This window comes from Bordetella petrii, from assembly GCF_000067205.1.
In the GTDB taxonomy this organism is placed as follows: Bacteria; Pseudomonadota; Gammaproteobacteria; order Burkholderiales; family Burkholderiaceae_B; genus Bordetella_A; species Bordetella_A petrii.
Genome location: NC_010170.1, coordinates 3,537,572 through 3,551,568 on the forward strand (window position 1 = coordinate 3,537,572; position 13,997 = coordinate 3,551,568).

The 13,997-nt window shown below is 66.3% G+C and carries 11 protein-coding genes; 6 read left to right on the plus strand and 5 right to left on the minus strand.

The features are described 5' to 3' along the window. Positions 1-21: 21 nt before the first annotated feature. A complete protein-coding gene (locus BPET_RS17060; RefSeq protein ID WP_012250261.1) occupies positions 22-1,128 on the minus strand; it encodes an aldo/keto reductase in 1,107 nt (368 codons plus the stop codon). Positions 1,129-1,257: 129 nt separating this feature from the next. Between BPET_RS17060 and BPET_RS17065 the strand changes: the two genes are divergently transcribed. The 6 genes from BPET_RS17065 to BPET_RS17090 all read left to right on the plus strand — a co-directional run bounded on the left by BPET_RS17065 (position 1,258) and on the right by BPET_RS17090 (position 9,061). Continuing rightward, positions 1,258-2,196 (plus strand): LysR family transcriptional regulator, encoded by a 939-nt coding sequence (locus tag BPET_RS17065; RefSeq protein WP_041864097.1) that lies wholly within the window; start codon positions 1,258-1,260, stop codon positions 2,194-2,196. A 199-nt stretch (positions 2,197-2,395) separates the two neighbouring features. Beyond that, positions 2,396-5,095, plus strand: a complete 2,700-nt coding sequence (acnA, locus tag BPET_RS17070; RefSeq protein WP_012250263.1) for an aconitate hydratase AcnA — start codon at positions 2,396-2,398, stop codon at positions 5,093-5,095. Positions 5,096-5,268: 173 nt separating this feature from the next. Beyond that, complete coding sequence (locus BPET_RS17075) at positions 5,269-6,471, plus strand: DUF2863 family protein (protein ID WP_041863030.1); 1,203 nt, start codon at positions 5,269-5,271, stop codon at positions 6,469-6,471. Positions 6,472-6,636: 165 nt separating this feature from the next. Further along, a complete protein-coding gene (gene earP, locus BPET_RS17080; RefSeq protein ID WP_012250265.1) occupies positions 6,637-7,746 on the plus strand; it encodes an elongation factor P maturation arginine rhamnosyltransferase EarP in 1,110 nt (369 codons plus the stop codon). Positions 7,747-7,896: 150 nt separating this feature from the next. Next, positions 7,897-8,454, plus strand: coding sequence for an elongation factor P (efp, locus tag BPET_RS17085; protein WP_012250266.1), 558 nt, complete (start codon positions 7,897-7,899; stop codon positions 8,452-8,454). Between the two features lie 148 nt (positions 8,455-8,602). Further along, positions 8,603-9,061: a DUF1178 family protein gene (locus BPET_RS17090; protein WP_012250267.1), complete on the plus strand. Its 459-nt coding sequence runs from the start codon at positions 8,603-8,605 to the stop codon at positions 9,059-9,061. An 80-nt stretch (positions 9,062-9,141) separates the two neighbouring features. Here the strand turns inward: BPET_RS17090 and BPET_RS17095 are convergent, their stop codons facing one another. The 4 genes from BPET_RS17095 to BPET_RS17110 all read right to left on the minus strand — a co-directional run bounded on the left by BPET_RS17095 (position 9,142) and on the right by BPET_RS17110 (position 13,951). Continuing rightward, the gene (locus BPET_RS17095; RefSeq protein ID WP_012250268.1) at positions 9,142-9,852 is read right to left on the minus strand and encodes a DUF2968 domain-containing protein; all 711 of its coding nucleotides are present in this window, start codon (positions 9,850-9,852) and stop codon (positions 9,142-9,144) included. 84 nt (positions 9,853-9,936) lie between these two features. Further along, positions 9,937-11,334, minus strand: coding sequence for a sigma 54-interacting transcriptional regulator (locus tag BPET_RS17100; RefSeq protein WP_012250269.1), 1,398 nt, complete (start codon positions 11,332-11,334; stop codon positions 9,937-9,939). Positions 11,335-11,357: 23 nt separating this feature from the next. Further along, positions 11,358-13,478: a pilus assembly protein TadG-related protein gene (locus BPET_RS17105; protein ID WP_012250270.1), complete on the minus strand. Its 2,121-nt coding sequence runs from the start codon at positions 13,476-13,478 to the stop codon at positions 11,358-11,360. 23 nt (positions 13,479-13,501) lie between these two features. Continuing rightward, complete coding sequence (locus tag BPET_RS17110) at positions 13,502-13,951, minus strand: DUF3613 domain-containing protein (RefSeq protein WP_012250271.1); 450 nt, start codon at positions 13,949-13,951, stop codon at positions 13,502-13,504. Positions 13,952-13,997: the final 46 nt, after the last annotated feature.

A 13,997-nucleotide genomic window follows, 5' to 3' on the forward strand; every position in this document is an offset into this window, starting at 1 on the left:
CCGCCCCATGCGCAGCGCCGCCTACGATTGCGGCGCTGCGCCGATTATCGTGGCCGGTGCATAGCCGGCCGGCCGCGATGCCACCCGTACGCCGCCGTGGATGCGCTGCTGCTGCGCATCAGCGAACATGTAATACGGGAACGGCGCCGGCATGCCGCTGGCGTCGTCCAGCCGGCGTGCCGCATCGGCCGGCAGCGTGAATTCCAGCGACGCCAGCGACTCCCGCAACTGCGCGGGCCGGGTGGCGCCCACGATAATGCTCGACACCCCCCGCTTGCCCGCCAGCCAATTCAACGCCACCTGCGCCATAGGCTTGCCCAGTTCGCGCGCCACGCGTTCCAGTTCGGCCACGATGGCGAAATTGCGCGCAGTGAAGCGGTCAAAGCCGGGCCTGGGGTTTTCCGACACCACCTGCAAGCGTCCCTGGCCGAACTGGCCGTTTTCGCTAGGCCGGTACTTGCCCGACAACAAGCCCATGGCCAGCGGGCTCCAGGGCACGATGCCCATGCCCTGCTCGATGGCCAGGTCGGCGAACTCGCGCTCGACGTTGCGCTCGACCAGCGAATACTCCAATTGCAGCGCGGCCACCGGCTCGAAGCCGCGCCACTGCGCCAGCGTCTGCGCGCGCGAGGCATACCAGGCGGGCACGTCCGACAGGCCCACGTAGCGGATCTTGCCGGCCCGCACGGCGTCGTCCATGGCACGCATCACTTCGTCCACCGGCGTCAGGCGGTCCCAGGTGTGCAGGTAATAAAGGTCGATATAGTCGGTGCGCAGCCGCTTGAGCGACCCCTCCAGCGCGCGCTGGAAGTTCTTGCGCTGGTTGCCGCCGGCGTTGGGATTGCCCGGCTGCGCGTTGTAGGAGTACTTAGTGGCGATCACCAGCTCGTCGCGGCTGCCCGTTTCCTGCACGAACTGCCCCAGCCAGCTTTCGCTGGTGCCCTCGGTGTACATATCGGCGGTGTCGATGAAGTTGCCGCCGGCTTCCCGGTACAGGTCGAAGAGTGCACGCGCGGTTGCCTGGTCGGCGCCCCAGCCCCACTCGTTGCCGAAAGTCATGGCGCCCAGCGCCAGCGGGCTGACCCGCAGGCCCGAGCGGCCCAGCGTGAGATATTGCTTCATGGTCATGATCGTGCCTTTCCTGAAAAACGGCGGCGCGGAATGCGGCGGCCATGCAGGCACTCTAGGGCTCGACACTTATAAGAAAAATAGCCTATCGGTTGATAATTAATGAAGCCTGACTTCATAATCTGGCGCATGGACTATCCTGCCCAACTGCTGCCCGCCGTACATGCCTTCACCCGCGTGGCTCACCACGGCAGCTTCACCCGCGCGGCTGCCGACCTGGGCGTTTCGGCGTCGGCGCTGTCGCAGACCGTGCGCGGCCTGGAAGCGCGCCTGGGAGTGCGCCTGCTCAACCGCACCACCCGCCGGGTGGCGCTTACCGAAGAAGGGCAGCGCTTCCTGCAGCGCGTACAGCCGGCGCTGGGGGCCATCGGCGACGCGCTCGAAGACATGGACGACACCCGCGGCCGGCCCGCCGGCACGCTGCGCATCAATACGTCGCGGGTGGCTTGCGCCATGCTGGTCACGCCGCACCTGGCGGAATTCACGGGGCGCTACCCTGGCATCGTGCTCGAGCTGTTCCTCGACGATGGCCTGTCCGACCTGGTGGCCGGCGGCTTTGACGCCGGCATCCGCCTGGGTGAAAACCTGGCGCGCGACATGGTGGCGGTGCGCATCAGCCGCAACCAGCGCATGGTCACCGCCGGCTCGCCGGCGTATTTCAGGCAGTACGGCAATCCGCCCCGGCAACCGGCCGACCTGGCCGCGCATGCCTGCATCGGCACCCGCTTCGAAACGCGCGGCACCCTGTACCGCTGGGAGTACCGCCAGCCAGACGGCCAGTTGCTGGAAGTCGACGTGCCGCACCGCATCGTGACCAACGATTTCGCGCTGATGGTGCAGGCGGCGCTGGACGGGCTGGGACTGATCCACGTGCTCGAAGACCCGATCGCGGCGCACCTGGCCAGTGGCGCCTTGCAACCCGTGCTGGAATCCTGGGCCGCGGATTTTCCGGGCTTCTATCTGTACTACCCGCACCGCACGCAAATGGCGCCGAAGCTCCGCGTCTTTGTGGACTTCCTGCGCGAGCGCCTGGCTGGCGCGGTCACGCCCCCTGGCAAGCCGGACTGACGCGCCGGCGCGTCGAATGTCCCGTGTCCGATGACCCTGGAAACGGCCGGGGAACTCCTCCACCAGAGCCAAGTCTTACATAAGATATAAGACAGAGGACATTCAAGCCTGCGTAACCTTGTCTCACATACAATGACAAGCGCGCCAAAACGCCAGAAAATGGCAGCTTTACGCGGTCCCACACCCACGGAGTCTCATCATGCCGCACAACACGTTCAATACCCTCCAGAATTTCAAGATCGGCAATAAATCCTGTCAGTTTTATTCCCTGCCGGCCCTGGGCAAGGCGCTGGGGGTGAACGTGCAGCGCCTGCCGGTGTCGATTCGCGTCGTGCTTGAATCGGTGCTGCGCAATTGCGACGGCCAGAAAGTCACTGAAGAACATATCAAGCAGCTCGCCGGCTGGCAGGCCAACGCCAAGCGCGAAGACGAAATTCCCTTCGTGGTGGCGCGCGTCGTGCTGCAAGACTTCACCGGCGTGCCACTGCTGGCCGACATCGCGGCCATGCGCTCGGTGGCCGACCGCATGGGCAAAGACCCCAAACGCATCGAACCGCTGGTGCCGGTCGACCTGGTGGTCGACCACTCCGTCATGATCGACTACTTCGGCACCAAGAACGCCCTCGATCTGAACATGAAGCTGGAATTCAAGCGCAACCAAGAGCGCTACCAGTTCATGAAATGGGGCATGCAGGCCTTCGACACGTTCGGCGTGGTGCCTCCGGGCTTCGGCATCGTGCACCAGGTCAACCTCGAGTACCTGGCGCGCGGCGTGCACCAGAAAGACAACGTCTACTACCCCGACTCTCTGGTGGGCACCGACAGCCACACCACCATGATCAACGGCATCGGCGTGGTGGGCTGGGGCGTGGGCGGCATCGAGGCCGAAGCCGGCATGCTGGGCCAGCCCGTGTATTTCCTGACCCCCGACGTGGTGGGCGTCGAACTTAAGGGCAAGCTGCGCGGCGGCGTCACCGCCACCGACCTGGTGCTTACCATTACCGAAATGCTGCGCCGTGAAAAAGTGGTGGGCAAGTTCGTGGAATTCTGCGGCGAAGGCACGGCCAGCCTGTCGGTGGCCGAACGCGCCACCATCGGCAACATGGCGCCCGAGTATGGCGCCACCATGGGCTTCTTCCCGGTCGACGAGCGCACTATCGACTACTTCGAGGGCACCGGCCGCACGCCCGAAGAAATCGCCGCCTTCGAGGCTTATTTCAAGGCCCAGAAGATGTTCGGCGTGCCCAAGGCCAAAGACATCGACTACACCAAGCTGCTCACGCTCGACCTGTCCACGGTGGCCCCTTCGCTGGCCGGCCCCAAGCGTCCGCAAGACCGCATCGAAATCGGCAACGTCAAGAGCACCTTCATCGACCTGTACTCCAAGCCGGTCTCTGAAAACGGCTTCAACCAGCCGGCCGAGAAGCTGCAAAAAACCTTCACCACCAGCGCCGGCACCAAGATCAAGAACGGCGACATCCTGATCGCCGCCATCACTTCCTGCACCAACACGTCCAACCCCAGCGTGCTGCTGGCGGCCGGGCTGCTGGCCAAGAAGGCGGTGGAAGCGGGCCTGACCGTGCCCAAGCACATCAAGACCTCGCTTGCCCCCGGATCGCGCGTGGTCACCGAATACCTCAGCAAGACCGGCCTGCTGCCCTACCTGGAAAAGCTCGGTTTCGACGTGGCCGCCTACGGCTGCACCACCTGCATCGGCAACGCTGGCGACCTGGCTGCCGACCTGAACGAAGCCATCACCGGCAACGACCTGGTCTGCGCCGCCGTCCTGTCGGGCAACCGCAACTTCGAAGCGCGCATCCACCCGAACATCAAGGCCAACTTCCTGGCCTCGCCGCCGCTGGTGGTGGCCTACGCGCTGGCCGGCACCATCACGCGCGACCTCATGACCGAGCCCGTGGGTCGCGGCAAGAAGGGCGACGTCTGGCTGGGCGACATCTGGCCCACCACCGAAGAAGTGCAGTCGCTGCTGAAGTTCGCGCTCGACCCCGACGCGTTCCAGGCCAATTACGGCCAGGTCAAGAGCAAACCCGGCAAGCTGTGGGAAAACATCAAGGGCGTGACCGGCGAAACCTACAACTGGCCCGAGTCCACCTACATTGCCGAGCCGCCGTTCTTCGAGGGCTTCGGCATGGAACCTGGCGCCATGCCGGTTATCCGGGGCGCGCGCGCGCTGGGCATTTTCGGCGATTCGGTCACCACAGACCACATTTCCCCGGCCGGCTCTATCAAGGAAACCTCGCCCGCCGGCAAGTGGCTGAAAGAGCATGGCGTGATGAAGGCCGATTTCAACAGCTACGGCTCGCGCCGCGGCAACCATGAAATCATGATGCGCGGCACCTTCGCCAACGTACGCATCAAGAACCTGATGATCCCGGCGCTGCCCGACGGCAGCCGCTTCGAAGGCGGCGACACCCTGTTCCAGCCCAGCGGCGAACAAATGTCCATCTACGACGCCGCCATGAAGTACGTGGCCCAGGACACGCCCACCGTAGTGTTCGGCGGTGAAGAATACGGCACCGGCTCGTCGCGCGACTGGGCCGCCAAGGGCACCCAGCTGCTCGGTGTGAAGGCCGTAGTGGCGCGCAGCTTCGAGCGCATTCACCGCAGCAACCTGGTCGGCATGGGCGTGCTGCCGCTGCAGTTCAAGGGCGGTGACAGCGTCGATTCGCTGGGCATCACGGGCAAGGAAACCTACGACATTTCGGGCCTCGAAAACGGCATCAAGCCCATGCAGGACGTCACCCTGACCATCCACCGCCCGGATGGCTCCAGGCAAGACGTGACCGTGCTGCTGCGCATCGACACGCCCATCGAAGTCGAGTACTACCAGCACGGCGGCATCCTGCCCTTCGTGCTGCGCCAGCTGCTGGCCGCTTGACGTAAACCCCACGCGCCTGGCACCCGCGGGGTGTCGGGCGCTGCCGCACAGCACTCGCGGCGGGTCGCGCGGCGCGCGATGAAACACCTGCGCCTGATGCGGCGCTCAAGCCTTCACCGGCCCACAGGGTTAAACTATTCAGTTCGCATTCTGAAATGGATCCTGACCCCAGCATGGCCCGAACCCGCAGCACCCCCCACCCCAGGCTGAACCGCGACGCGTCGCGGCTGGTCGCGCTTGCCCAGTCGTTGAACCGCTCAGGCAGCCGGGTCGAAGACCTGTACTGGGAAAACCTGCTTGCCGAGGCCATCCCGAAATTGCTGCGCGGCGGCCAGGATGCCCCGCTCGAATCCGCGCTGGACCATCTTGCCCAGCGCGACCCGGGCGCCTATGAAGTGCTGATCGAACAGGCCGAAACCCTGTCCGAATCGATGCAGGTCGACAAGAACGGGCAGCGATACGACGTGCTGCTGATCGTGGCGCCCGTGGTTGCCTGGACCCGCTACACGATTCCCACCGGCCCCATCGGGGCGCCGGCGCAACAGGCGCTGCTGGCCCAGCTGCATGGCCATGTGCTGGCCGACGGCGCGCGCGCCGCCTTGCTGCCCTGGCTGGTCAGCATCGACCACATGCCGCGCACGTTTTCCGAAACCTGGCAATGGCTGCAGCGTCTGGGCAGCCAGGCACTGGGCGCCGAAACCGCCAAGCCGACCCTCAACGACGACACCGAAACCGCCAACATGCTGGCCGATACCCGCTACGTCGTGGCGGCGGTCGCCGTGCCCGCCGGCGCCCCGGTGTTTCGCTGGCAAGAGCAGCCCGGCGACGCCACCCACAGCCGCGACAGCTGCCTGGCGAACTGGGTCGAACAGGCCCAGCCCACGCTGGCCACCCTGCTGCCCGGCTGCGGCATCGAATGCCTGCTGCCCGATGCCTATTACGTCAGCAATCGCGAAGCCGACCGCCGCGTGCGGCCGCTGTCGTTGCGCGCCGCCGTCAACTGGCTGGAAGGCGCCGTCAACCTGGCGCCGTCCGAACTGCGCGCCGTGGTGGCCGGCTGCGGCGACGTGCGCATCGACGAATACCGCATTGGCTTCACCGCGCGCAACAGCAACGATGTCTATTACGGCTGCGTATGGCCGCTGTACGGCCGCGAAGAAGACCAGACGCCCGACGAAGACATGCCCGACACGGTCGACGAAATCGCCGCGCTGCTCAAGGAATACGGCGTGCATGACGTGCGCCGCATTCCGGGCGTGCTGCCGCCCGAATATTGCGAAGACTGCGGCGCGCCGCAGTTTCCCAACCCGCTGGGCGAACTGGTGCACGCCGAACTGCCCGAAGACGCCGACACCGCGCCGGCCCAGTTCCACTGAAGTGAAACGTCTGCGCCGAAACGCCCGGGTCTTGCCAGGCGCCAGGCTCCGCAGGTGCCTGACACCGTGCTGTCGAGACAATCGCTGCACACTTCGGTGTCAGGCACCTGCAAAGCCTGACACCCGTCATGCCTTGTTCCCGTTTCAGGTTGGGCGGGAGGCGTAATGCAGGCCGACATCTTCTGCCGCGTCATCGACAACTACGGCGACATAGGCGTTTGCTGGCGCCTGGCGCGGCGCCTGGCACACGGCCGCGGCTGGCGCGTGCGCCTGTGGGTCGACGACCTGCGCGCGTTCGGTTGCATCCGGCCCGGCATCGATCCCGACGCCGGCGTGCAACGGCAAGCGGGCATCGACATCGTGCACTGGACCCCATCGCCGCCCCCGCTGGCCCCCGGCGACGTCGTCATCGAGGCGTTCGCCTGCGACCCGCCGGCCGCCTTCGTGCAGGCCATGCGCGCCCGGCCGCCGGTATGGATCAACCTCGAATACCTCAGCGCCGAGCCATGGGTGGAAAGCTGCCACGGCCTGCCGTCGCAGCGGCCCGACGGGCTGGTCAAGCACTTTTTCTTTCCCGGGTTCACGGCGGCCACCGGCGGCCTGCTGCGCGAGCCGGGGCTGAGCGCCGAGCGCGATGCTTTCCAGGCCTCGCGGCCGCAACAGCACGCCTTCCTGCGTGGCCTGGGCCTGGACGGTGCCGCCCTAGCGCATTGGCAGGCCGGCGCCCGCGTGGCTACGCTATTCTGCTACGCGCACGCCCCGATTGCCGCGCTGGCCCAGGCCCTGGCCCGCGACGCGCGGCCCACGCTGCTGCTGGCGCCCGCGGGCGTCGCGCCCGGCCTGGAAGAGGCCGGCGCGGGCGCCCTGCGGATCGCCCGCGTGCCCTTCGTGGCGCAGCCCGATTTCGACCGCCTGCTGTGGTGCGCCGACCTGAATTTCGTGCGCGGCGAAGACTCCTTCGTGCGGGCGGCTTGGGCGGCCCGGCCGCTGGTATGGCACATCTACCCCCAGGCCGACGATGCCCACCTGGATAAGCTCGACGCCTGGCTGGCCCGCTACCCCGGCCCGCCGCAGGCCCAGGCGCTGATCCGCGCCTGGAATGCCCCGGGCGACGCGGCCGCCGCCGTGGCCGCCGCACTGCCGGCCGCGCTGGCTGCGCCCGCCTGGCCCGCGTGGCAGGGGGCGGCCCGCGCCTGGGACGCCAGCCAGGCTGCCCGGCCCGATTTAGGGGACACGTTGGCTGATTTTTGCGCAGAACTCGCCAGGAAACGCTAGAATAGAGAGTTTTCCGAGTTCCTTTGCCCGCGCATGTTGCGCCGAGCCAGGCCTCGAATTGACAGCCTCCCGGGGCACGCGGGCCGCCATCATGCGGACACCTGCGCGCAAGCACGGCGAGCGCGCTATATCACCCGGAGTTTTTAATCGATGAAAACCGCTCAGGAATTGCGAGTCGGCAACGTGGTCATGGTCGGCAAAGATCCTCTCGTCGTCCAGAAGGCCGAATACAACAAGTCGGGCCGCAACGCCGCCGTCGTCAAGCTGAAGTTCAAGAACCTGCTCACCGGATCGGGCAGCGAATCGGTCTACAAGGCCGATGAAAAGTTCGACGTTGTCGTGCTCGACCGCAAGGAATGCACCTACTCGTACTTCGGCGACCCCATGTACGTCTTCATGGACGAAGAGTACAACCAGTACGAAATCGAAGCCGAAAGCATGGGCGACGCGCTGAACTACCTTGAAGAAGCCATGCCCGTCGAAGTGGTCTTCTACGACGGCCGCGCCATCTCGGTCGAACTGCCCACCATCCTGGTCCGCGAAATCACCTACACCGAGCCGGCCGTGCGCGGCGACACCTCGGGCAAGGTGCTCAAGCCCGCCAAGATCAACACCGGCTTCGAGCTGAACGTGCCGCTGTTCTGCGCCATTGGCGACAAGATCGAAATCGACACGCGCACCAACGAGTACCGCAGCCGCGTGAACTGATCGCCCGGCGGGCCAGGCGGAAACGGCCCGCCCCTGCGAGTACGAATAACGGCGCCGACAGGCGCCGTTATTGCTGCGGCGCCACACCCGGCCGGGCCGATAGCCGAAAATACTTGTGTTCGCCGCCGCGCGCCCCCATATTCCCGTCATGGCACTCAAAGTTTTCGACCTACAGTGCGACCAGGGCCACCTTTTCGAAGGCTGGTTCGGCTCGCACGACGATTACGACGCGCAGCAGGCGCGCGGGCTGGTCACGTGCCCGATGTGCGCGTCTGCCCAGATCACCAAGCGCTTGTCCGCGCCGCACCTGAACGTGGCGCACCTGCATGCCCCGCCGCCAGCCGCCGCGGGCGCCGCCGCGCCCAACGACCCGGCCGCCGTAGCCCGCCTGCAGGCCGCCGTGCTGCAGCAAATACGCGACATCATCCGAAAAACCGAGAACGTCGGCCCGCGCTTTGCCGAAGAAGCGCGCCGCATCCACGAAGGCGATGCCGACGACCGCCCCATCCGCGGCACCGCCACGGCCGAGGAACGCCTGGCGCTGAGCGAAGACGGCATCGAGGTCATGGCCCTGCCCGACTTTCTGGACGACGAGCGCCTGCAATAGTCCACCGTCGTTGCCGGCCGCTCAAAGCAAACGGGCCCGTTCACTGAACGGGCCCGGTTTGCTTGAGAAAACCCGGCGCGCTAACGGCGGCTTTTCTTGCGCACGGACGCAGCCTGCTCGCGCTGCAACTCGGCTTGCTCGGCCTGCAGGGCGTCGATCTGGCGCTGCATGGCGCTGAGTTCCTTGCGCAGCTGCTGCTGTTGCTGCGACAGCGCCGCGGCCTGCTGGCGCGCCTGTTCCTGGCGGGCGGCCACCTGTTGTTCCTGTTGGCGGCGCAGGGACTGGTCGGCCTGCAGCGTGGCCAGCTCGCTGCTGCGCTCGGCCAGCAGCCGTTCAGACCGCGCGTATTCGGCCTGCAGCTTGATGCGCTTGATGTCGACTTCGGCCAGGTCGGCCGACTGCTGGGCGAAGGCGCGATACGTGGATTCAGCCTGCTTGTCGGACTGCGTCTGCACGACGCGCCAGAAGTCCTTCTGCTGGAACAGCGCAACGTAGTAGGTGAGATCGTCAGGCTTGAACAGCAGGCTGGCGCCGTAGGTACCGTTATAAGTGGTGCGCAGCTCGGACACCTGGCGGCTCTGGATCAGCGACTGCAGTTCGGCAACGGTGGAATTGGCCTTGGCCTGCGGCGCGGGTGGCGTGACAGGCGTATCGCCCGCCTGCTTGCTTTCCACCTGCTGCACCGGCGGGCGGGCGGCGTCGGATTGGGCGCTGGCGCAGGCCGCCAGGCTGGACAGTACCGCGCCCAGCATGACCAGCCGCGCGGCGGTATGAAGTTGATGGACTCGCATGCCTTCCCCAAAAAAACGTTGCAGAACTATACCAATTAATTTCAACCTTCAGGGGCCTGATTTTCCCCAGCCCCGGCGCGGCGGCTACATGGGTTCGGCCAGCCCTTCCGCCATTTCGCCCTGGTTGTTGCCCAGGCGCAGCTTGCGCATCTTTTCCCACAGCACCTTGCGGCTGATGCCCAGGTAATGGGCCGTGTCCTGGCGCCGCCAGCCATGGGCCTCCAGCGCCGCCAGAATGCGCGCGCGCTCGGCGCGCTCGGCGTCGGTCAGGGTGTCGCCGGCGCCGGCGGCCAGCACCAGAGCGGCCTTGCCGGGCGCGGCCGCCAGCCGGTCGAATATCTGCTCGATGCGCGGCCGGTCCCATTGCCGGAACTGGCGATGCACAATGGCCACCCGCTCGACCACGTTCGACAGCTCGCGCACATTGCCGGGGAACGTGGTGGCGGCCACGCGTTCCAGCAGCCAGCCCGGCGGCGGATCGTCCTGCCCGGCATCGTGGCGTTCCAACAGCGTACGGAAAATAGCGATTTTTTCTTCGGCGCCTCGCTCTTCCAGGCTGGGGATATACAACTCGATGACTGCCAGGCGGTAGTACAGGTCGGAACGGAACTCATCCTGCGCGCACAACTCGCGCAGGTCTTTGTTGGTGGCCGCCACCAGCCGGAAGTCGACCGGAACTTGCACCGTGGAGCCCAGCCGGGTCACGGCGCTCTGTTCCAGCACGCGCAGCAGCTTCACTTGCTGGTACAGCGGCAGGTCGCCGATTTCGTCCAGGAACAGCGTGCCACCATCGGCCTGCTCGAAATACCCTTTGTGCGCCCCGACCGCGCCCGTGAACGCGCCCTTGGCGTGGCCGAAAAAATGCGCCTCGAACAGCCCTTCGGGAATGGCGCCGCAGTTCACCGCCACGAACGGCCCGTCGGCCCAGGCGGCGCGGTCGTGCAACAGGCGCGCCACGCGCTCTTTGCCCACGCCGGTCTGGCCGTGGATCAGCACATTGCTGCGGCAATCGGCAAACATCTGGGCCTCGGCCAGCAGTGCCTGCATGGGTTCGGACACCGCCACGAAGGGCTGCTCGCGGCGTGCCACCTGGCGATCGGCGCGGTCCAGCGACCCGAGCAGGTCGAACAGCTGCTTGCGCAGCTCCGCCGCCGTGAACATCAGCGGCAGCGTATGCGAGTATTCGGGCGGATAGAAGCGCGGATCATGGCCGCGCGCCTCGGACGCCACCCAAATGACCGGCATGCCCTGCGAGGCCAGCCAGTCGTAGCCGCTGAAGCGCTTATCGCCCATGACCGACACGGACACCAGGGCCACCGCGGTGCGAGTTACGTCGCGCGGCGGCGGAAAGGCCGTGCCGGCGTCGGCGCGCACCACGGTGACATCCATGCCGGCCAGACACCGCTCGGCACGCGCCGCGATATCGGACAGCCCCTCCCATACATAGAGGTCGAAGTCGTCGCGGATTGCAGGCTTGGTCATTCCTTCAGAGGTTCCTTTACTTGTCAGTACACCAACCGTGGCTTGCCGCAGTCCACCGACAGCAGCGACACGTCAGTTTCGCCAAGATTCAGCCCCAGCAGATTCAGCAACTGCTGCAGCAGGGTCGACAGCGGATCCAGCAGCGGCTGCAGCAATGCCACGACAATCGCCGCCAGGCCGCTCAGGCCATTGCCATTCGCCTTGAGCACCAGATCCGCCACGGTATTGATGCGGCATTGCTTCAGGCTGCCGAACAGGCCGCCCACGCCGCAGCCGATGTCCAGCACCGGAGACAATAACGAACCCAGCACATTGCCCACGACCTGCAGCGTTCCGCCCAGCACGCCGGTCAACCCGCCTGTCGTCATGCGACTGCCCAGGGCATCCATCGCCTCGCCCGACCACTGCAACTCATTGACCACCGTCGTGATAGAGCGGCCGTTGGCCGTCGGCCCCACCAACTGCTCGGCCAGCAACTTGCGCTGCTCGTCGTTCATTGACACCGGGCTGGATCCGTTGGCGCCCAGCAGATCGCCCAGGATGCCGCCTATGACGGCATCGGCCGTGTCCCCGCTCATCTGGGCCAGGTCGATGTCGGTAGCCTGGACCGTCTTGGTGGCGTCGGCCGAGGGCGGCTCGGTCAGCGTAACGGACACCGGGGAGCCCGGACGAAATACCGGCAAGGTCACGCGGCTGCTGACCGGCAAAATACCCAGCACATTGAGCACCGGATACCGTTGCACCGACGTGAAATCACTTTCGACACATGCATTGGAGAGAGAGAAAAAGGACTCATCGTCGGCAGAATTCAGCGCCGGGAATTTGCCCAGGCACACATTGGCCACCGATGAGCGCACGTCGAAGGTGGCCTGGTGCGGTGTCAGCGGCGCCTCGCACAGCGCGGTCAGGGTCGCGTCGGACTGGCCTGCCTCGATGATCAGCGGCAGGTCCACCCAGGTTCCCGCCGTGGCCAGCAGAGGCCCGACGATGGGAATGTCCTTTGTCTTCAGCCGGAGATACACCCGGACGCCGGCGGTGCTGGCGCGCGTGCCCACGCCGCCCACGGCGATCGACGGCGGCTCGACGACACGCACACGGCTTTGCACCCCCAGGATGGGCACATCCAGGCCCAGATCGATCAAGTTGTCGCCATTGGCGATCATCAGGCCGGTTTGCAGCAGATCGGTGACATTGACATCTGCCAGCAAGGCCGACTGCGCGTCGGTCGCAAGTGCCGCATTCAGCACGCCGCCATCGCCAAACAGCTTGATGGGCACGTCCAGGGGGGCAACGTCGAGCAGCACGCCGATAATGTCGGACAGCAGGCCGATCTGTGCTTGCGCGGTGCCCTGCGTGCGCCTGGCCACCGACAATGTGGCATTCAGCAAGTCCCCGAGCGACACGGCATCCAGCGCGGCCAGCTCTTCGGGCGTGCCGATGCCAGACAAGACCGACAGCGGGATTCCCAGCTCCTGCAACAGCCCCGAGGGCGTTACCTGCAAATTGAGCAGGCTGGACGAATCCAGCACGCTCAGCTGGTCCGGCGTGGCGCCCAGCGAAGCCAGCAGTTTGCCCATCAGGCCATCCGATGCCAGGCGCAACAAACGCGATTCCACGCTGAACGCCGCCGTGGGCGCTGTGTTCGAGGCGACCGCGACAACGCTGACTTCCGTGCCGCCCATCCAGTTGCCAATCACGCTGGGAATGAGCGCCGTCAGTGTCTTGTCGATGCGCACCCGCACCGCGTTCACGCGTCCGCCGGAGGCGGCATCGGGCTCGAACAAATGCATGCCCGTCGAATCGGCGCGGGCGGGGTCCCAGAACTTGCAGTCGACGGTAACGTTGGCAGCCGCAATGGAATCGACAAAAGCCGGCACGTTGGCCACCGCGCTGGTTTGCGCGGCGACGGCTACGGGCGAGCCTGCCGCGCAATCGGATGCCGCACCAGTGGGCGCCAGAACCTGGACGGCCGACAACGCGGCCAGATCCGCCGCTTTTTGCAGCTCGCGCTTCATATAGAACAGGTAGCCGATCTGCGCCGACAGCAACATCACCAGGCCAATCAGCACGGCGAACGCGGTCGACACGGCGATAGAGCCGCGCTGGCGGTCGTGCATGGGCGAGGATTGCAGGAACGGCTTCATCTGGCGGATACCCGTGGGCAGGCTTATTTGCTGTCGGTTTTCACTTTTTCGGTGAACCACTGCGGAATCGGCTGGCGGAAGCTTTCCAGGTACCGGTTCCACGCCGCGGTGGACACCGGCCCCAGAATGGGCAACGCGCCGCCGGCGCGGCGGCCGTCGGCCTGGGCGGCCAGGAGGCCGCGCGTCACGTCGCCGAAGTTCTCGCGTTGCGGGGCGGACGCCGCCTGGGCCGGCGCGCTGGCCACCGCCGCGCCGCCCGTAGCCCCCTGGGGGGCGGCGGCCGGCATTGGCGTCTGCACCTGCCGCACGACCGGACGGTTGGGCATGGCCTGCGCCGCGGGTGCGGCCGGCGCCGCCACGGCGGCGGGCTGCGCGGCGGCCCCGCCGGTCAGGGGCGCGTTCATCTGCGCCGCCGCCACGCACGGCAGCGCGGCGGCCAGGGCCAGCGGAAGGCGAAGAAAACGTCGGGACATGGTCATCTCTTTCAGGTTCGTGAATACGGTGGCCAATTGGCGAATA